The sequence below is a fragment of the Klebsiella sp. KE9456 genome, assembly GCF_043832615.1.
GTDB lineage: Bacteria > Pseudomonadota > Gammaproteobacteria > Enterobacterales > Enterobacteriaceae > Klebsiella > Klebsiella indica.
In genome coordinates this window covers 127352-145041 of sequence record NZ_JBDYQK010000004.1, presented here as the reverse complement: position 1 = coordinate 145041, position 17690 = coordinate 127352, and the positions used below count along the sequence as shown (strand labels likewise).

Sequence of the window (17690 nt, the reverse complement as noted above, 5' to 3'; positions counted from 1 at the left end):
AGTGGGAATGCGATGCTTCCCACCTCGTTATTTACAGTGAATTCATTATATTTTCTGGGCGTTGCTTGCCGATGATGCAGGCAATAATATTATTCACGCAGCGTTCACTGATATTGCTGATGGCGCCATCGGTATAACCAGCAATATGTGCAGTAGGAATAAAGTTGGTTAAGGTAAATAATGGATGTTGATGACAGGGTTCATGTGCAAACACATCTGCCGCCGCGCCAGCAAGGTGGCCGCAACTCAAGGCATCATATAAATCCTGTTCATTCACGATCCCCCCACGAGATACATTAATTAAAAATGCACCTTTTTTCATTTGGTTAAGCCGAGGGGCAGAAAAAAGGCCTTCAGTTCCAGACGTTAAGGGAATGTGCAAGGTGATAAAATCACTGCGCTCAGTCAGGGTATCCAGCGAGACATACTCAATCTGATGCTCACGGGCAAAGGCTTCATCTTGCCAGTCATCACAGGCCAGGACCCGCATGTTAAACCCGCGCGCTCTTAGCGCGACCTGTTTACCAATATTACCTAAACCAACAATGCCGATAGTCTTGCCGTAGACATCGGTGGCAAAAATTCGCGGCCAGTTACCCGCGCGGGTTTCTTCAATTGCCTGTGAAAGCTGACGTGCGCTATTGAGAATTAAGGCAAAAGCGAAATCAGCAACGGCGTGTTTATTGGCATCTGGTACATTCGTGACGAATATCCCTCTCTGGCGAGTGGCATTAAGATCAATGTTATCGACGCCGACGCCGTGTTTACAGACGATTTTTAAATTTGGCGCTTTCTCCAGTAATATTTCATTCACATCGGTAAATGCGACTATCATTGCAACGGTATCGGGCAGATGTGCTTCGAGTTCACTAAAAGGGGCATCAGCGGCAAGTTGAATTAATTCAAGATCGGCGTTTCTGAGCGCTGTACATGGCGCTGCGTCATATTTTGCAAATGACGGTGAGGTACAAATCACTTTCATATCCAGAACCTGTCTATTTAGCGACGTTAATCATCGCAAGATTGAAGACCCGTTCCGGCGCGAGTCGCGCCGGAGGACGAAACGGTTATTGCAGATAAGTGTTAATGATCCCTTTAATCTGCGACAGTTGTTGCTCACTAAACTGCACCGCATAGCGGCTGTCGCCAACCTCGTGGCCCATTAGCTGTAATGCCTTTTTGACCGCGGCTGGCGAGAACGCCACTTTATAAAGATCGGTACGTAGTCCGGTCACACTCTCCTGGGCCCTGCGAGAGCCTTCAATATTACCGGCCTTAAACTGTGACCAGATGGCGTTGATCTCGTTTGGTGCGACATTAGCCAACCCGGAAATGCAGGCGCTGCAGCCATCGACAAACCCCTGATGGATCAGTGAATCAGGGCCATTCAGCACGTTAAAATCGGCAATATCCTGTACCGCATCGAGGAACCCCTTCAGGCTTTCATAACTGCCTGCGCTGTCTTTGATGCCGATAATATTCGGATGTTTTGCCAGCGCCCGCGCGGTTTGCGGTTCGATTGTATTGCCCGTTCGCGCCGGGATGTTGTACAGAAACACCGGAACGCTCAGCGCGTCGGCGATGGCGGTATAGTGGCTGATAAGCTCCTCCTGTTTAAGCGGCACGAACCACGGGGTGATCACCGATACTGCGTCAACCCCCAGTTTTTCAATTTGCTTACCCAGACGAATGGTTTCGCGGGTGGATACTTCGCCAATGTGCGCGACCACCGGTGCTTTTCCGGCGGCTTCTTCCACGCAGGCTTTGGCGACGGCGACTTTTTCCGCCTCATTGAGTACAAAGAACTCGCCGTTGGTACCGCCGCAGAAAATACCGTTGCCCGCCGCCATCTGCCGCCGGACCTGCTGTTTCAGCGCCGGGATGTTCACTGCGCCATCGACGGAAAAAGGTGTGACAATGGCGGTCAAAACGCCGGTAATTGAATTGCTCATTCTGGTTTATCTCCCTGGTTTTATAGCTGTGGAAACAGCGTGCGATAAATCGCCTGGACCTGGTCCTGGTTGACGCTGCATGGTGCGTTATTCATTAACCGTTTAACGTTAAGCGCTGCTTCGCTGAGTTCGCCGATGCTCTGCTGCGGGACGCCCAGGGTGGCGAGGTTGTCGGGCAGCTGTAGTTTTTTCACCAGCGCTGCAAGCCAGGCTACCAACGCGTGTGATTTTTCTTCAGCGCTGAGAGTCAGGTCGGCATCGGGAAGCAGTTCCCAGACCTGGGCGAATTTTTCCACCGCATGCGGACGCACCACTTTCATACAGGGTGCCAGCAGGATGGCGTTCGCCACGCCATGGGGCAGATGATACTTGCCGCCCAGAGGATAGGAGAGAGCGTGGACCAGGTGGGTGCCCGCATGGTTAATCGCCACCCCGCCATAATAAGAGGCCCACAGCATCTCCAGTTTAGCCGTCAGATTCTGCGGATCGGTCACCGAAAGCTCGATATTGCGTACCAGCTTGTGCAGGCCAATCAACGCGGCGTTATCGCTAATCGGATTAGCGACCGTTGAGGTAAAGCATTCAAGCAGATGGCATAGCGCATCAATGCCGGTAGAAGATGCGATATGCGCGGGCATGCTGGTGGTTAACTCCGGCAGCAGGGCGACATAGTCCGGCAACAGTACCGGAGAGATAATCCCCACTTTGGTGTTCTGTTCCGGGATCGCCAGGATCGCGTTTGGTGTGGCTTCGGAACCGGTTCCCGCCGTCGCCGGGATCAATAATGATGCCACTTTCTGCTGCGGTTTTTCTCCCTCCAGCAGCGCGGTCAGCCCCGGCGAGCTGGGATGCAGCAGGACGGAGAGCAGCTTGGTCACATCCAGAACGCTGCCGCCACCGATCCCCACCACCATTTCCGGCTGGTCTGCGGTGACGAGACTATAGATCTGCGCCATATCATGCTGGCTCGGTTCGGCGGGAACCGCATCAATCATCTGTACCTGACGGCCTTCATCTTCCAGAAGCGCGCGAATCCGCCGCGTGGCGTCGAGTTTGCCAACATTGGTATCGGTGATCAGCAAAATCCGTTGTTTGCCTGCCAGCAGCGGGCGCAGGGCGGTAAACGCGCCCGCGCCGCTAATCAGAGTGCTGTTAATGGTTGCCACGTCTCTCTCCTGTCATTTGAATGATTGAATTTAATCATTCATGCTCGTATCACTCGCTTAGTGGAGAGAAGTTATAATTTATACAGCGAGTGAATAAATTGAACTTGCTCACATTTAATCAATTGTGATTGAATATAATCATTATCAGCTTCCAACAGCGAGATAAGGGATAACGATGGGCAGTGGCGATAATAAGGTGCTGGTGCTGGTGCTGGCTGATGACTTCACTGGCGCTAATGACGCAGGCGTTAGCCTGGCGGAGAGCGGAATGCGGGTTGAGGTGGCGTTCACTGCGGATTATCAAGGTGAGGCGCAGGCATTAATCCTCAATAGCGACAGTCGCGCGTTGACGGGTGAAGAGGCGGCGCGGCGTGTCACGCATTTACTACAGGCGGTCTGGCCACGTTTTCAGCCGCGGTGGATGGTGAAAAAAATCGACTCCACGCTGCGGGGGAATCCTGGTGCGGAGCTGGACGCCGCGATGCGGGCGATGAATTGCCGGGTGGCGGTTCTGGCGCCTGCTTTCCCGGCTGCCGGGCGGGTCACGCGCGGCGGTCAGTGCTTTGTGCATGGTTTACCGGTTGATGAAACGGAGTTCGCCAGCGACCCGAAAACACCGGTGCGTAGTGCGGATATTGCCACCGTCGTGGCGCAGCAGAGCGACTGTCGTTGTTTGCACGTGTCGCTGGATAAGCTGGCGACAGAACTGGCCTGTCCGGCCAGCATACCGCGCGTGCTGATTGTTGATGCGGAAGTGAATCACCAACTGGATGCGGTTATCGCCGCGGTAATGGATACGGAGCAGCACGTGCTGTTGGTGGGCTCGGCGGGTTTATGTGACGCGCTGGCGCGCAAGCTGAGCACCGTGCAGCATGGGCCGTTGCTGGCGGTTGTTGGTTCGATGAGTGAAATCGCTCAGCAGCAGGTTGCCAGTCTGAGTACCCATCCGCGGGTAACGCGGATCGATATTGATGTCGCCAGGGCTTTCGATGGCGATGCAACAACGGATGCCCGGCAAATTGCCGCGGTATTGAACGGAAATAATCATTGTGTGCTCACTACGCGGCCCGATAGCGCGGCGCGAAAGGGGATTGATGGTCTGTGCCATCAGTACGGCGTGGATCGTGCTGCGCTTGGGGAACGTATTTGCTGGTATCTGGCGCGGGTCAGCCAACTAGCTATCGCGCAGAGTCAGCCAGGCGCGCTCTATTTATCCGGCGGCGATGTAGCCATCGCTGTGGCCCAGGCGCTGGGCGCAAGCGGATTTCATATTACGGGTCGTGTGGCGCAGTGTGTGCCGTATGGCAATTTTCTGGGGAGTCGCTGGCAACGGCCGGTAATGACCAAGGCAGGCGGATTCGGCACGGCAACCACATTGCTGGAGGTCGTGAATTTTATTGAGGAGAAAATGAGTGACTAACATCATTGCGGTAACGATGGGTGACCCGGCTGGCATTGGTCCGGAAATTATTATTAAATCTCTGGCAACGGGGAAACTGAGCGGCGCGCCGGTGGTCGTGGTGGGCTGTGCGCAGACGCTGCGGCGGGTTATGGCGAAAGGAATTACTCCGCGTGCTGAGCTTCGCGTCATTGATAATCCCGGACAGGCGCAGTTTACGCCTGGCACCATTAATGTGATTGATGAGGCACTGACCGATCCGGAAGGATTGCGCGCCGGGGAGGTGCAGGCGCAGGCTGGCGATTTGGCTTACCGTTGCATCAAGCATGCCACGGCGCTGGCGCTGGCCGGTGACGTTTCGGCGATTGCCACCGCACCGCTAAACAAAGAGGCGCTGCATCTGGCCGGGCATCATTTCCCGGGGCATACTGAAATGCTGGCGCATCTGACGCAAACCAAAGATTTCGCGATGGTGCTGTATACGGATAAGCTAAAAGTTATCCATATATCCACACACGTTGCGTTGCGTCACTTCCTTGATAACCTGAATCAGACGCGCGTGGAGACGGTTATTGCTATCGCCGATAGCTTTCTGCGCCGTGTCGGCTTCAGCAATCCGCGTATTGCCGTCGCTGGCGTTAATCCTCACGCCGGCGAAAATGGCCTGTTTGGCGATGAAGAGATCCGTATCGTTGGTCCGGCGGTCGCAGCGATGAAAGCCAAAGGGCTCAACGTTACCGGCCCCTGTCCGCCGGATACGGTATTTATGCAGTGCCATGAAGGGATGTTTGATATGGTGGTGGCGATGTATCACGATCAGGGCCATATTCCGCTAAAATTACTCGGATTTTATGATGGGGTGAATATCACGGCCGGACTGCCGTTTATCCGGACTTCCGCAGACCACGGGACGGCGTTTGATATTGCCTGGACAGGCAAAGCCAAGTCTGACAGCATGACGACCTCTATTGAGCTCGCCATGCAAATAGCACAGGAATAATATGAAGGGATATAACCGGTTAGAGCAGATTATGGATTTTCTGAAGAGCCATAATCTGGTGACAGTCGACCAACTGGTCACGGTGACCAGCGCGTCGCCAGCAACCATTCGCCGCGATCTGATTAAACTCGATGAGGAAGGGGTGATCAGCCGCACACATGGCGGCGTGACGCTTAACCGGTTTATACCTTCCCAGCCGACGACGCAGGAGAAATCTCAGCGCAGTCGGCAGGAGAAACACGCCATCGCCAGCCTGGCGGCGACATTAGTCAACCCCGGAGACGCGATTGTGTTGGATGCCGGCACGACGATGATCGAACTGGCGCGGCAAATTACCCATCTGCCGTTGAGGGTTATCACCAGCGATCTGCATATTGCGCTGTTTCTCTCGGAATTCAGGCAAATTGAAGTCACCATTATTGGCGGGCGCATTGATGATAGCAGCCAATCCTGCATCGGCGATCACGGTCGTCGGCTGTTGCAAAATATCTGGCCCGATCTGGCATTTGTAAGCTGTAACGGCTGGGATCTGGAGAAGGGCGTGACCTCGCCAACGGAAGAAAAGGCGGCACTGAAGCGCGATTTAATCGCTAATGCCCGGCGGCGGATATTGCTGGCGGACAGCTCTAAATACGGGGCCTGGTCGCTGTTTAACATTACGCACCTGGACTCACTAACCGACATTATCACCGATAATCATCTGCCGGAAGAGACGCGCGACGCCCTGGCGCATATTCATCCCCGGCTGCTCATTGCCGATTAGCCGGGAAGACGATTTACGGCAGACGGGCGATATTGGCCTTAATAACATCAATTGAGTGGCGGAATTTCTCCGCTTCATCATCGGCTAACTGCAGCTCAATAATCTGCTGCACGCCGCTTTGTGTCAGTACCGCCGGGACGCCTGCCGCCGCGCCGCTCACGCCATATTCCCCTTCGAGAATGCACGATACGGCCAGCGCACGATGGCTACCGGTGAAAATATTACGACAAATCTCGGCGATGGTGCCGGCGACGCCATACTCGGTACAGCCTTTTCCTGAGTAAATCTCAAACCCCAGTTTGCGCACCTTTTCGGCAATTAACTCCCGGTCGAGGATTTTGCCGGTATGTTTTTGATAGACGTCGCCAATGGCGGAGCCGTAAACCGCCGAATGCGACCAGACCGGAAACTGGGTGTCGCCATGTTCGCCGAGAATAAAAGCATCGATACTTTGCGCGCCGATATTCAGCGCCTGCGCCAGTATCCGCCGTAAACGCGTGGTGTCGAGCCAGACGCCGGTGCCCAGCACCTGACTACGCGGCAGACCTGAAAGCTGCCACACCTGCCAGGTGATAATGTCGCAGGGGTTGGTGGCGATCAAAAAGATGCCGTTGAAGCCATTCGCCATCATCTGCGGAACGAGGCTTTGGACAATTTTTGCCGTGTTAGTCAGCTCGTCCAGACGGGTTTGCCCTGGCTTCAGCGCGCCACCGGAAACGGTGATCACCGCGATATCGACATCCGCGCAGTCGCTGGCTTCCCGCGTGGAAATGGTCATCATCCCCGGCATATAGGCCGCCGCATCGCTCAGATCCTGTGCATGGGCGTCGGCGCGGGCTTTGTTCAGATCAACGAGGATCAGCTCCTCGCAAATATTTTGATTTAACAAAGCGTAGGCTGCGGAAGCGCCGACGTTGCCGACCCCGATAATCATCACTTTGCGCGCTTTGGTATTCATCGCATTCTCCTGATAACAGACGTCGTGTCGCAAAATTACTGCGTCTCAAGGTGTTGGCGCAAGCGAGGAGGGGATCTATAAGTTAATGCTATGGCAGTGAAGTGTATGCCCTGCGCTACAGTGCGCTGAAAAAAGGAGCGTATTTATGTACACCATCGCCGCGATCCCGCCAGACCATCCGGATCTGAATGCCTTAATTGCCCAACTGGATGCTTACCAGCAGGCGCTTTACCCGGCAGAAAGCAATCATTTGATCGACCTTAGCGCCCTGCCGCCGGCGTCGGTGATTGCGCTGCTGATCCGTGATACCGCGTTACGACCGGTCGGCTGTGGGGCGATTGTGCTCGGTGAAGAGGGATTTGGCGAGATGAAACGCGTATTTATCGACCCAAATCATCGCGGTCAGCAACTGGGAGAAAAACTGCTGACGGCCCTGGAGAAAGAAGCGCTACGTCGGGAATGCCATACCGTGCGTCTGGAAACCGGTATTCATCAGCATGCCGCCATCACCTTATATACCCGCAATGGCTACCAGACTCGTTGCGCCTTTGCGCCGTATCAGCCCGATCCGCTGAGCGTCTTTATGGAGAAACTGCTGCTTGCCGATCTTCGTTCAGCAGCGCTATAAACGCGTCAAGCTGGCGGGTTTTTGCCCCGCGCCGCCATATTAGCCAGGTGGTCAGCCAGCGCCACTCTTCGGCCAGCGGCCAGGCGGAAACCTGCTGGTGGCCAGGCATACTCTCCAGCATACTGCGCGGGATCAGCGCCAGTCCTGCGCCTGCAATCACGCAGGCCAGCATCCCGTGATAAGACTCCATCTCATGGATCCGTCCCGGCGTCGCACGGTCAGCATGAAACCAGTTTTCAAAATGGCGGCGGTAGGAGCAGTTGGCGCGAAACGCGTAGACACTGGCGCCGTTAACCTCGCTGGCCCGTGAGATGGGCGAGTGACCAAAGGGGGCGACGATCATCATCTCTTCCGGGAATACCGGGAGCCCTTCCAGCCCCGGATGGACCAGCGGTCCGTCAACAAAGGCCGCGCTGAGTTTCCCTTCCAGCACCCCGTCGATCATCGCCCCGGAAGGGCCGGTTGAAAGGGCCAGATGAATCTTTGGGTAGCGCTGGTTATAGTGCGCCAGGGTGGGAGAGATCCGCACCGCGGCGGTACTTTCCAGCGATCCGAGTGAAAATAACCCCTGTGGTTCATCGCCGGCAACGACCATGCGAGCTTCCTCAACCAGGGCCAGGATCTGCTGGCTATAGCGTAAAAAGCTGTGGCCGGCGGGCGACAGACGCAGGCGCTGGTTTTCACGAATGAACAATTCGACGCCGAGGCCCGCCTCCAGTTGACGAATGCGCGTGGTCAGGTTCGAAGGCACGCGGTGTACCTTCTGTGCGGCCTGGGTGATGCTGCCAGTGCTGGCGACGGCGTTAAACATCTCGAGCTGGCTCAGGTCCATAGTATTCTTCTTTAGTGAATGGGTTGCTTAATATTATTCAGTTTTAATGAATGGAAGGGTAAGCCAGAATAAGGTGACTTCGCAATCAACACAGAGAGAAAAACGATGAATTTATCTGCGACTCATGCGGTTTCCGTGAGCCCGGCCACCGGAGAGACGGTGTCATCTCTGCCCTGGGCGACTGAACAACAGGTCGATTCCGCTATTGCCCTTGCGGAACAGGCTTATCGCCAGTGGCGTAACGTCGGCGTGGCAGAGCGGGCGGCGGCATTGCGTAAAGTCGGCAGCGTGATGCGCGCCCGTAGCGAGGCGCTGGCGCAGATGATTAGCCGCGAAATGGGTAAACCGATAGCCCAGGCGCGTGGTGAAGTTGCTAAATCGGCTAACCTTTGCGACTGGTATGCTGAACACGGCCCGGCGATGCTGAATACCGAAGCGACCCTCGTGGAAGAGAATAAAGCCGTCATAGAGTACCGCCCGATGGGCGCTATCCTCGCCGTCATGCCGTGGAACTTCCCGGTGTGGCAAGTGCTGCGCGGCGCGGTGCCGATTCTGCTGGCGGGCAACAGCTATCTGCTGAAGCATGCGCCGAACGTGCTGGGCAGCGCGGCGATGATCGGCGAAATTTTCACTGCGGCGGGCGTGCCGGATGGCGTGTTTGGCTGGGTGAATGCCACTAACGAGGGTGTTTCGCAAATAATTAACGATTCACGTATTGCGGCGGTCACCGTGACCGGCAGCGTGCGGGCCGGGAAGGCCATCGGCGCTCAGGCCGGCGCGGCATTGAAAAAATGCGTATTAGAACTGGGCGGTTCCGATCCGTTTATCGTGCTTAACGATGCCGACCTTGATGAGGCCGTGACGGCAGCGGTGATTGGTCGCTACCAGAATACCGGGCAGGTCTGTGCCGCCGCGAAACGTTTTATTGTCGAAGCAGGGATTGCCGATGCCTTTACGCAGAAATTTGTTGCCGCCGTTGCCGCGCTAAAAATGGGCGATCCGCGCGATGAGCAAAACTATCTCGGGCCGATGGCGCGTTTTGATCTGCGCGACGAGCTGCATGAGCAGGTGCTGGCGACCCTAAGCGAAGGGGCGACCCTGCTGCTTGGCGGGGAGAAAATCGAAGGCGCGGGCAACTATTACGCCCCGACGGTGCTTGGCCGCGTCACCGCGGAGATGACCGGTTTTCGCCAGGAGCTCTTTGGCCCGGTGGCGACCATCACCGAAGCCCGTGACGCAGACCATGCGCTGGCGCTGGCAAACGACAGCGAGTTTGGTCTGTCGGCAACAGTCTACACCACCAGCGAAGAGCAGGCGCAGCGTTTCGCCAGGGATCTGGAATGCGGTGGCGTGTTTATCAATGGCTACTGCGCCAGCGATGCCCGCGTGGCGTTTGGCGGCGTGAAGAAAAGCGGATTTGGTCGCGAGCTATCCCACTTCGGCCTCCATGAATTCTGCAATGTGCAGACCGTCTGGAAAGATCGCCGCTAAGCCCTGACTGTTCCTCCGGTTGCGCAGTGGCGTGCCGCGCAATCGGGGAATTGCATCAGTTTTCTGCTTGCGCACGTTATTCCGTTTATCCCTGACAGAAAAGCAAATAAGAAACAGGCTGTTTCTCGGTGCGTTGTGCGCCTATAATTAGCGCCCGAATTTTGTTGTTGGCAAGGAGCCTCGCGTGGCGATGGTAATAAATAACGCAATGCTCGATGCCATTTTGGCTGAAGTCAGGCCGCTGATTGGGCGCGGTAAAGTCGCGGATTACATTCCGGCACTGTCACGCGTCAGCGGCGATAAGCTCGGTGTCGCTATCTGCACGGTGGACGGGCAGCACTACAGCGCGGGTGACGCGCATGAGCGTTTCTCCATTCAATCTATCTCGAAGGTCCTGAGCCTGGTGGTGGCGATGAATCACTATCAGGAGGATGAGATCTGGCGGCGAGTCGGCAAAGATCCTTCCGGTCAACCCTTTAATTCCCTTTTGCAACTGGAAATTGAACAGGGCAAACCGCGCAATCCCTTTATTAACGCCGGGGCGCTGGTCGTCTGCGATATGCTGCAAAGTCGCCTTAGCGCGCCGCGTCAGCGAATGCTGGAAATCGTCCGTCGTCTGAGTGGTGTGGGCGATATCGCTTATGATCCGGTGGTTGCCCGTTCTGAATTTGAACACTCGGCGCGTAATGCTGCGATTGCGTGGTTGATGAAATCCTTCGGCAACTTTGATAATGATGTCGCCACGGTGCTGCAAAACTATTTCCACTATTGTTCGCTGGAAATGAGCTGTGCCGAACTGGCGCGTACTTTCCTGTTTCTGGCTGACGGCGGCATTGCGGCACACCTTGAAACGCCGGTTATCGCGCCGATTCAGTCGCGGCAGGTCAATGCGCTGATGATGACCAGCGGCATGTACCAGAATGCCGGTGAATTTGCGTGGCGCGTTGGTTTACCCGCGAAATCTGGCGTCGGCGGCGGGATTGTGGCTATCGTGCCGCAAGAGATGGTGATTGCGGTCTGGAGCCCGGCGCTTGATGACGCCGGGAACTCGTTGGCCGGGATCGCGTTACTGGAAAAGCTTACCCGGAGACTGGGAAGGTCGGTATTCTGATGGCGTCAATCGAAAATCTGTTTACCCGTTTACAACGTTCGTCTTTTCGCGCTCGCTTTCGGCTCGGCGCTAAGGAACGGCAATATTGCCTGGATAAGGGGCCCGACGTTATTGATCAGCATGCGGCTGATTTTATCGCCAGACGGCTGGCGCCGGCGGTAATTCCTAACGACGGTAAGCAGACGCCAATGCGCGGCCATCCGGTATTTATCGCGCAACATGCGACGGCGACCTGTTGTCGCGGTTGTCTGGAAAAGTGGCACGCTATCCCGCGCGGTCGGGCGCTCAGCGAAGGCGAGCAGCGTTATGTCGTGCAGGTGATTCATCACTGGCTGGTGATCCAGATGAATACTGACGCATAATTCATCCGGCGCCGGTGGATGCCGGATAATTATTCTCATGATACAATAAATCGCTAACTGATTATTAACACAATAAGTGTCTGAAACAATTAGACGGATCATCATGAATGTCTTCACTGTCAATTCGGTCATTCTCGCTGTTTCGTGAGGATCATCGCCTGCGCGACGCGCTGGTGTTGTTCACGTTAACAGTACTTCTGCACTTACTTGGCGGAATGCTGCGCCTTGTACAGGAACTGTCATTCTTCTGGCCGCTCAATGCCGTGATGGCAGGGATTTTTGCGCGTTATGTCTGGCTAAATCGCAGTTATTTTTACGCCGTCTGTTTTGCCGCCATGCTTATCTGTGACGGTTTAACCTCTCGTTGGGGAATGGGATTCGCCTCTGTCCTGATTAATTTCTCCAATATTGTCTTTATTGTCACTCTGGCGCAGCTCATCTTATGGGATAAGCGGCGGACAGATTCGATGCCGGGGCCGATTAACGCGCTGAGTTTATTTTGCTACTGCCTGTTCGCCGCGCTGCTCTGTGCCGCCATCGGGGCGCTGGGGTCGGTGGATGTTGAACGCGCCACCTTCATTCCCCAACTGGCGGACTGGTTTAGCGAACAATTCTCGACCGCTGTGCTAATCCTGCCGTTTATTTTGACCCTCACGCTGCCTTCTGCGTCAGGCGCTTTTCGTCTGCGTCAATTGTTGCCGGTGATTGCGCTGGTGTTGTCGATCGGGCTCGGCGTTGCTGTGGGCGGGGCCGGAAGCATTACTTTCCCTTTACCCGCGCTGATCTGGTGTGCGATTCGCTATCCCTTACCGCTGACCTGCCTGTTAACCTTTATAACCGGGATTGGTGAAATTCTGCTGGTCGCTAATTCGCTTATCCATTTCTCTGCCGATGCCCGGATGCAGCCGTGGCAACTGTTTTCGACGCGTCTGGGGATCGCGGCCATGTTAATTAGCCCGGTTATTGTCGCTTCCAGCGTCGAAGCGATTAATAACCTGGTTAAACAGCTGGCGTTGCGCGCTGATTTTGATTTTCAGACAAGGGTCTATTCCCGCTCGGGGTTATGTGAGGCGCTGAAACATCAGCCTCTGCCATCTGACAGGTTATTAACGATCATGGTGCTGGATATTGATGGCTTCAAGCAGATCAATGAACAATGGGGATATGAGTGCGGAGACTGCGTGCTGGCTCAGTTTGCCCAACAGGTGCGGTTGCTGGTGGGGGAAAAGGGGATGGTGGCGCGTATTGGCGGGGAAGAGTTTGTCGTCGCAGCGCAGACCTCATCAGCGCAAGAGGGGCAAATGCTGGCGGAGACCATTCGCCAGGGCATTGCGTCGCATTCCTTTATCTGGGGGCAAAACAAAATCCAGTTAACGCTCAGTATTGGGCTGGAGAGTCAGAATCCGGGAACCTTAAGGGTGAGCGAACTGTTCAATCAGCTACTAAGGGAAGCCGACGATAATATGATTCAGGCAAAAAAATCCGGCTGCAATCGTATTTACACCGAAAAACTGGCGGAAAGTTCGCCATAAGAAAAGCCGATGATACTGGTGCTTGTGTTAAATATGGATTAAAAACATAGTGATGTGGTCAATTTCGGGGAGTGACCTATGACCACATCTTTCTCTCTACGCACGCTGTCGCGTGACGATATTCTTGAATTCCTTCCTCAGCTTACGGATGTCCTCGTCAGTTGCGTTAATGGCGGCGCGTCGGTGAGCTTTATGCTTCCTTTCGCCCCGGAAACCGCAACGGCATTCTGGCTAAAAATAGCGCAGAGCGTGGCTAACGGTGAACGCATTGTCATCGCGGCGGTAGATGCTCGGCAGCAACTCGTTGGTACGGTACAACTGGTTATCGACCAGGCGGAAAACCAGCCGCACCGTGCCGATGTTGCTAAACTTCTGGTTCACCAAAATGCACGTCGCCAGGGGCTGGCAAATGCGTTGATGATCAGACTGGAAGAAATAGCCCGGGAATACGGAAAGAGCGTGCTGGTGCTGGATACGGCCACTGGTAGCGGGGCAGAAAGCTTTTACGCCCAGTGCGGCTGGGAAAAAGCTGGCGAAATTCCGCGCTATGCGTTGATGCCGGATGGAGAGCTGAGCGCGACATCGCTGTTCTATAAATTCCTCTGATCGCGCTGATATTGCATACAGCTTTGATCAAAACAGGGTTTCATTGATATAAAAACCTGATAACTTATTAGACCAATTTATCAGGTTGTATGACTACTCTGTGAGGAAACTGATTGTGAAAACATTAAACCGCCGTGATTTTCCGGGCGCGCAGTACCCTGAACGCATCATTCAGTTTGGTGAAGGCAACTTTTTGCGGGCGTTTATTGACTGGCAGATCGATCTGTTAAACGAACATACCGATCTGGGTTCCGGGGTCGTGATCGTGCGTCCGATTGACAGCGCATTCCCACCGTCGCTCAGCACCCAGGATGGCCTTTACACCACCATCATTCGCGGTCTGAATGAGAAGGGCGAAGCGGTGAGCGACGCGCGTCTGATTCGTTCGGTAAACCGGGAAATCAGCGCCTATGCGGATTACGATGAACTGTTGCGTCTGGCGCATAACCCGGATATGCGGTTTGTGTTTTCCAATACCACTGAAGCCGGGATTGCCTACCATGCCGGCGACCATGTTGATGATACGCCGCCGGTGAGCTATCCGGCGAAGCTCACCCGCCTGCTGTTTGAGCGCTATAGCCATTTCTCAGGCGCGGCGGATAAAGGCTGGGTCATCATCCCTTGCGAACTGATTGATTATAACGGTGAAGCCCTGCGCAAACTGGTACTGCGCTATGCGCAGGAGTGGGGGCTGCCGGACGCGTTTGTGACCTGGCTGGATGACGCCAACGCGTTTTGCTCAACGCTGGTGGACCGCATCGTGACCGGTTATCCGCGCGATGAAGCCGCGCAGATCGAACAGCAGTTGGGCTATAAGGATGCCTTCCTCGATACGGCAGAGCATTTCTATCTGTTCGTGATCCAGGGGCCGAAATGGCTGGCTGCAGAGCTTCGCCTTGATAAATTGCCGCTTAATGTGCTGATTGTTGATGATATTAAGCCCTATAAAGAACGTAAAGTGGCGATTCTCAACGGGGCACATACCGCGCTGGTTCCGGTAGCCTTCCTGGCGGGGCTGGATACCGTTGGCGAAGCGATGAATGACGCGGAAATCTGCTCTTTTGTTGAGCAAGCGATTTACCAGGACATTATCCCGGTTCTCGATCTGCCGCGCGATGAGCTGGAATCGTTTGCCAGGGCGGTTACCGGGCGTTTCCGTAACCCGTACATCAAACACCAGCTGCTCTCGATCGCCCTTAACGGGATGACTAAATATCGTACCCGTATTCTGCCGCAGTTGCTGGCCGGGCAGAAGAAGACGGGCAAGCTCCCGGCGCGGCTGACCTTTGCACTGGCGGCGCTGATCGCGTTTTATCGCGGCGAGCGTGATGGCGAGAGTTATCCGGTGCAAGACGACGCCGAGTGGGTAGCACGCTATCAGGCGCTATGGGCTGACCATCGTGACGCGCAGATCAGTACCAGAAAACTGGTACACACGGTGCTGGCTGTGGAATCCCACTGGCAGCAGGATCTGACAAAAGTCCCTGGGCTGGTTGAGCAGGTGACGCGGGATCTGGATACCATTCTGCGCGATGGCATGCGTGCGGCTGTTAAACCGTTGTGTTGATTACAGATTAGCTTTCCCGGGGTTAAATGCCACTCGCAGAGTATCCCGCAGGCGCAATATAGCCCGTCATCTGTGTGTTCAGTTTCGCTCTGGTGTCATCGAGGGAGTGGGCTGGGCTCACTCTCATCCGTTGGCCGCCGTTCTGGTGGCCAGTTGGCGGTTGTGATGCGGATCAGAACGGACAACGATTTTCTTTGAAAGGCATAACTGAACGGACGGTGCCCCGACATCGTTGGGTTTTCATTTTTCATTAGTTACAACATACTATTAATTTACCCCCATAGCGCAAATTTTAAGACCGTGCCAACCCCGTCTGGCAGCAAAACGGGAAATTAAGCGAAAAGATGAATTGTGTGCCTATGCTTGAAGAAATGATCCGACAGGAAAATAATGGATTATCCGTATGAGGAGACAGATCGATGGCCATTGAGGTTCGTGAAGTGGGTCAGCAGGACAAAGCACAGTGGTTGCTGCTTTGGGAAGGCTATACTGGGTTTTATGGTAACCCACAGCGAGAAGAGGTCACGGAGTATACCTGGCAGCGTATGCTTGATCCCGGTTCATCGGTTTTAGGTCGTGTGGCGGTAGTGGATAACCGGGTGGTGGGGTTTGCGGTATGTGTGCTGCATGAAGGAACATGGGTGACAACGCCCATTTGCTATCTGGAAGATCTGTTTGTTGCCCCGCAGGTGCGCGGCCGCGGTATCGCCAGAACATTGATGCAGGCGCTGCATAAGGAAGGAAAAGAGAAAGGGTGGTCGCGACTCTACTGGCATACCCGAACCGATAACCCGGCCCGGCATCTGTATGATGAATTTACGCCAGCGGATGACTATGTTCGTTATCGTGTGACGCTCTGAAAGTCGGAAATTAAGAAGTTATTAAGATTTTCCCTGTAAAACAGGGGAAACGACTCAGGAGAAACAAAATGGAAAAACGCATAGAGGCGGTTGTCAATTTAATTATGTTTCTTTCATTGCTGGCTACGGCGTGGGATCTCTCCCTGGTGCATCATCTTTCCTGGTAAACCGGACGATACGGCGCCGCCGGTGCCGTGATTTTATCCTTCTGCTGCCGACGACCGACGGGCGACGATAAACAGGCGAGGAAACAGCAGTAATACTTTTCCGTTACGCTGTAACTTATAGTGCTGCTTAAGCAGTTCCAGATAACGCTTAAGAAATCTCTCCCGTTGCTGATCATCCAGCGGTTGTAAAAATGGCCGAAGGCCTGTCGACTGTAGCCAGTCAATAATAGCCTGATGCGAATCGAGGGGATGATAGTAAGTTGTACGCCAGATATCCACCTCGCAGCCGCATGCGGTCAGAATATCGTAATACGCCTGTACACCGGGTAACGGAAGGCGCCCCCCTTGCGGAAAATCCAACTCTTCCGCTACCTGCCGCATCAGGGTATGTGAGGGTTCCTGCCAGTTATCAGGCATTTGTACCGCCAGCACACCGTTTTTCGCAAGATTATTCACCAGATGAGGAAGGAGCCGCTGGTGATCCGTCAGCCACTGCAATGAAGCATTAGCGTAAATCACGTCAGCCGGGCGTGCAGGATGAAAGGTGGTGATATCCGCATTGATAAACTGGCAGTCGGGTAGCGTTTGCGCGGCCTCTTGCAGCATCGCCGGTGAATTATCGACGCCGACAATCGTCGCTTCTGGCCAGGCATCGCGTAACAGTGCGGTGCTGTTGCCCGGCCCGCAGCCCAAATCTACCGCCAGTCTGACGGGATGATGGGCGATGCGGGCGAGGAGTTCAGCGGCGGGGCGCGTGCGTTCCGCGCCAAATTTCAAATACAGAGAAGGATTCCAGTCTGCCATAGGGGGCTCCGGTTGAGGGATAATCCACCACCAGCATATACTGCAATGCTTATCTGGCAAAGCGTCGGCAACATCATCATAACAATCTCGGCCATACTGCAATTTACAGGCGAGTCCTCACCCTGTCCGCACAGGGAAGTCTGGTTACCAGGATTCGTGTCTGCCAAATTTGTCGCTCTCTGGCTGCATTGTTCGCTCCGCGGTGGTCAACGCATGCGCGGTTTAAATTAGTTGTGGTATATACCCGTCATACTTCAAGTTGCATGTGCGTTGGCTTTCCTCGTTCACCCCAGTCACGTACTGGAGTACGCTCCCGGGGATTCACTGCATCGCCGCCTTCCTGCAACTCGAATAATTTAGGGTATATCTCTTATTTAAAATCACAAATAAATAACATCTGTGTTATTTATTGAATATAATTACTGATGGCCAACATGGCAGCAAAATGCCAGACATTTAAAATGCAATGGCCATATATCTTCACCACAACGA

Annotated in this window: 17 protein-coding genes; 11 read left to right on the top strand and 6 right to left on the bottom strand. The window is 54.5% G+C overall.

The features are described from left to right. Positions 1–31: 31 nt before the first annotated feature. The 3 genes from ABK821_RS05685 to ABK821_RS05675 form a co-directional block, all read right to left on the bottom strand. Positions 32–982 carry a phosphoglycerate dehydrogenase gene (locus ABK821_RS05685; RefSeq protein ID WP_138362770.1) on the bottom strand — a complete coding sequence of 317 codons (951 nt, stop codon included), beginning with the start codon at positions 980–982 and terminating at the stop codon, positions 32–34. Between the two features lie 85 nt (positions 983–1067). Next, positions 1068–1952: a dihydrodipicolinate synthase family protein gene (locus ABK821_RS05680; protein WP_343179040.1), complete on the bottom strand. Its 885-nt coding sequence runs from the start codon at positions 1950–1952 to the stop codon at positions 1068–1070. Between the two features lie 20 nt (positions 1953–1972). Then, on the bottom strand, positions 1973–3118 hold the full coding sequence (locus tag ABK821_RS05675; RefSeq protein ID WP_138362772.1) for an iron-containing alcohol dehydrogenase: 1146 nt from the start codon (positions 3116–3118) through the stop codon (positions 1973–1975). 175 nt (positions 3119–3293) lie between these two features. Between ABK821_RS05675 and ABK821_RS05670 the strand changes: the two genes are divergently transcribed. From ABK821_RS05670 to ABK821_RS05660, 3 genes are read left to right on the top strand one after another with little or no spacing between them, the layout of a single operon-like run. Then, positions 3294–4538, top strand: coding sequence for a four-carbon acid sugar kinase family protein (locus ABK821_RS05670; protein WP_343179041.1), 1245 nt, complete (start codon positions 3294–3296; stop codon positions 4536–4538). Next, positions 4531–5517, top strand: a complete 987-nt coding sequence (locus tag ABK821_RS05665) for a D-threonate 4-phosphate dehydrogenase (protein WP_138362774.1) — start codon at positions 4531–4533, stop codon at positions 5515–5517. Before ABK821_RS05670 ends, ABK821_RS05665 begins: the two co-directional genes overlap by 8 nt. A 1-nt stretch (position 5518) precedes the next feature. Then, positions 5519–6280, top strand: coding sequence for a DeoR/GlpR family DNA-binding transcription regulator (locus ABK821_RS05660; protein ID WP_138362775.1), 762 nt, complete (start codon positions 5519–5521; stop codon positions 6278–6280). A 13-nt stretch (positions 6281–6293) separates the two neighbouring features. Here ABK821_RS05660 and ABK821_RS05655 read toward each other — a convergent pair whose 3' ends face one another. After that, positions 6294–7238 carry an L-lactate dehydrogenase gene (locus ABK821_RS05655; protein WP_138362776.1) on the bottom strand — a complete coding sequence of 315 codons (945 nt, stop codon included), beginning with the start codon at positions 7236–7238 and terminating at the stop codon, positions 6294–6296. 145 nt (positions 7239–7383) lie between these two features. Here ABK821_RS05655 and ABK821_RS05650 point away from each other — a divergent pair, with 145 nt between their 5' ends. Then, complete coding sequence (locus tag ABK821_RS05650; protein ID WP_343179042.1) at positions 7384–7866, top strand: GNAT family N-acetyltransferase; 483 nt, start codon at positions 7384–7386, stop codon at positions 7864–7866. Here the strand turns inward: ABK821_RS05650 and ABK821_RS05645 are convergent. Next, complete coding sequence (locus tag ABK821_RS05645) at positions 7820–8698, bottom strand: LysR family transcriptional regulator (RefSeq protein WP_343179043.1); 879 nt, start codon at positions 8696–8698, stop codon at positions 7820–7822. The two genes, ABK821_RS05650 and ABK821_RS05645, sit on opposite strands and share 47 nt — an antisense overlap. A gap of 105 nt (positions 8699–8803) precedes the next feature. Here ABK821_RS05645 and sad point away from each other — a divergent pair, with 105 nt between their 5' ends. From sad to ABK821_RS05610, 7 genes are all read left to right on the top strand, one after another. Continuing rightward, on the top strand, positions 8804–10189 hold the full coding sequence (gene sad, locus ABK821_RS05640; RefSeq protein ID WP_343179044.1) for a succinate-semialdehyde dehydrogenase: 1386 nt from the start codon (positions 8804–8806) through the stop codon (positions 10187–10189). Positions 10190–10379: 190 nt separating this feature from the next. After that, on the top strand, positions 10380–11300 hold the full coding sequence (gene glsB / locus ABK821_RS05635) for a glutaminase B (RefSeq protein ID WP_374043513.1): 921 nt from the start codon (positions 10380–10382) through the stop codon (positions 11298–11300). Continuing rightward, positions 11300–11662 carry a DUF4186 domain-containing protein gene (locus ABK821_RS05630; RefSeq protein ID WP_343179046.1) on the top strand — a complete coding sequence of 121 codons (363 nt, stop codon included), beginning with the start codon at positions 11300–11302 and terminating at the stop codon, positions 11660–11662. Before glsB ends, ABK821_RS05630 begins: the two co-directional genes overlap by 1 nt. Before the next feature lie 107 nt (positions 11663–11769). Further along, complete coding sequence (locus ABK821_RS05625; RefSeq protein ID WP_171034939.1) at positions 11770–13194, top strand: GGDEF domain-containing protein; 1425 nt, start codon at positions 11770–11772, stop codon at positions 13192–13194. 78 nt (positions 13195–13272) lie between these two features. Then, complete coding sequence (locus ABK821_RS05620; protein WP_343179047.1) at positions 13273–13800, top strand: GNAT family N-acetyltransferase; 528 nt, start codon at positions 13273–13275, stop codon at positions 13798–13800. A 115-nt stretch (positions 13801–13915) separates the two neighbouring features. Continuing rightward, a complete protein-coding gene (locus tag ABK821_RS05615) occupies positions 13916–15367 on the top strand; it encodes a tagaturonate reductase (protein WP_343179049.1) in 1452 nt (483 codons plus the stop codon). Between the two features lie 419 nt (positions 15368–15786). After that, entirely contained in the window at positions 15787–16227 is a 441-nt protein-coding gene (locus ABK821_RS05610; RefSeq protein ID WP_138362784.1) for a GNAT family N-acetyltransferase, read from the top strand. Between the two features lie 200 nt (positions 16228–16427). On the opposite strand, the gene tam is transcribed toward ABK821_RS05610, so the two are convergent. Beyond that, the gene (gene tam / locus ABK821_RS05605; RefSeq protein WP_343179050.1) at positions 16428–17198 is read right to left on the bottom strand and encodes a trans-aconitate 2-methyltransferase; all 771 of its coding nucleotides are present in this window, start codon (positions 17196–17198) and stop codon (positions 16428–16430) included. Between the last annotated feature and the right edge of the window lie 492 nt (positions 17199–17690).

Bases quoted from the DNA above. Each gene is read 5' to 3' on its own strand.
- ABK821_RS05645 (WP_343179043.1), bottom strand. From the start codon at position 8,698: ATGGACCTGAGCCAGCTCGAGATGTTTAACGCCGTCGCCAGCACTGGC.
- ABK821_RS05650 (WP_343179042.1), top strand. From the start codon at position 7,384: ATGTACACCATCGCCGCGATCCCGCCAGACCATCCGGATCTGAATGCC.
- tam (WP_343179050.1), bottom strand. From the start codon at position 17,198: ATGGCAGACTGGAATCCTTCTCTGTATTTGAAATTTGGCGCGGAACGC.
- ABK821_RS05610 (WP_138362784.1), top strand. From the start codon at position 15,787: ATGGCCATTGAGGTTCGTGAAGTGGGTCAGCAGGACAAAGCACAGTGG.
- ABK821_RS05625 (WP_171034939.1), top strand. From the start codon at position 11,770: ATGTCTTCACTGTCAATTCGGTCATTCTCGCTGTTTCGTGAGGATCAT.
- ABK821_RS05630 (WP_343179046.1), top strand. From the start codon at position 11,300: ATGGCGTCAATCGAAAATCTGTTTACCCGTTTACAACGTTCGTCTTTT.
- ABK821_RS05655 (WP_138362776.1), bottom strand. From the start codon at position 7,238: ATGAATACCAAAGCGCGCAAAGTGATGATTATCGGGGTCGGCAACGTC.
- ABK821_RS05670 (WP_343179041.1), top strand. From the start codon at position 3,294: ATGGGCAGTGGCGATAATAAGGTGCTGGTGCTGGTGCTGGCTGATGAC.
- ABK821_RS05680 (WP_343179040.1), bottom strand. From the start codon at position 1,952: ATGAGCAATTCAATTACCGGCGTTTTGACCGCCATTGTCACACCTTTT.
- ABK821_RS05660 (WP_138362775.1), top strand. From the start codon at position 5,519: ATGAAGGGATATAACCGGTTAGAGCAGATTATGGATTTTCTGAAGAGC.
- sad (WP_343179044.1), top strand. From the start codon at position 8,804: ATGAATTTATCTGCGACTCATGCGGTTTCCGTGAGCCCGGCCACCGGA.
- ABK821_RS05685 (WP_138362770.1), bottom strand. From the start codon at position 982: ATGAAAGTGATTTGTACCTCACCGTCATTTGCAAAATATGACGCAGCG.
- ABK821_RS05620 (WP_343179047.1), top strand. From the start codon at position 13,273: ATGACCACATCTTTCTCTCTACGCACGCTGTCGCGTGACGATATTCTT.
- glsB (WP_374043513.1), top strand. From the start codon at position 10,380: ATGGTAATAAATAACGCAATGCTCGATGCCATTTTGGCTGAAGTCAGG.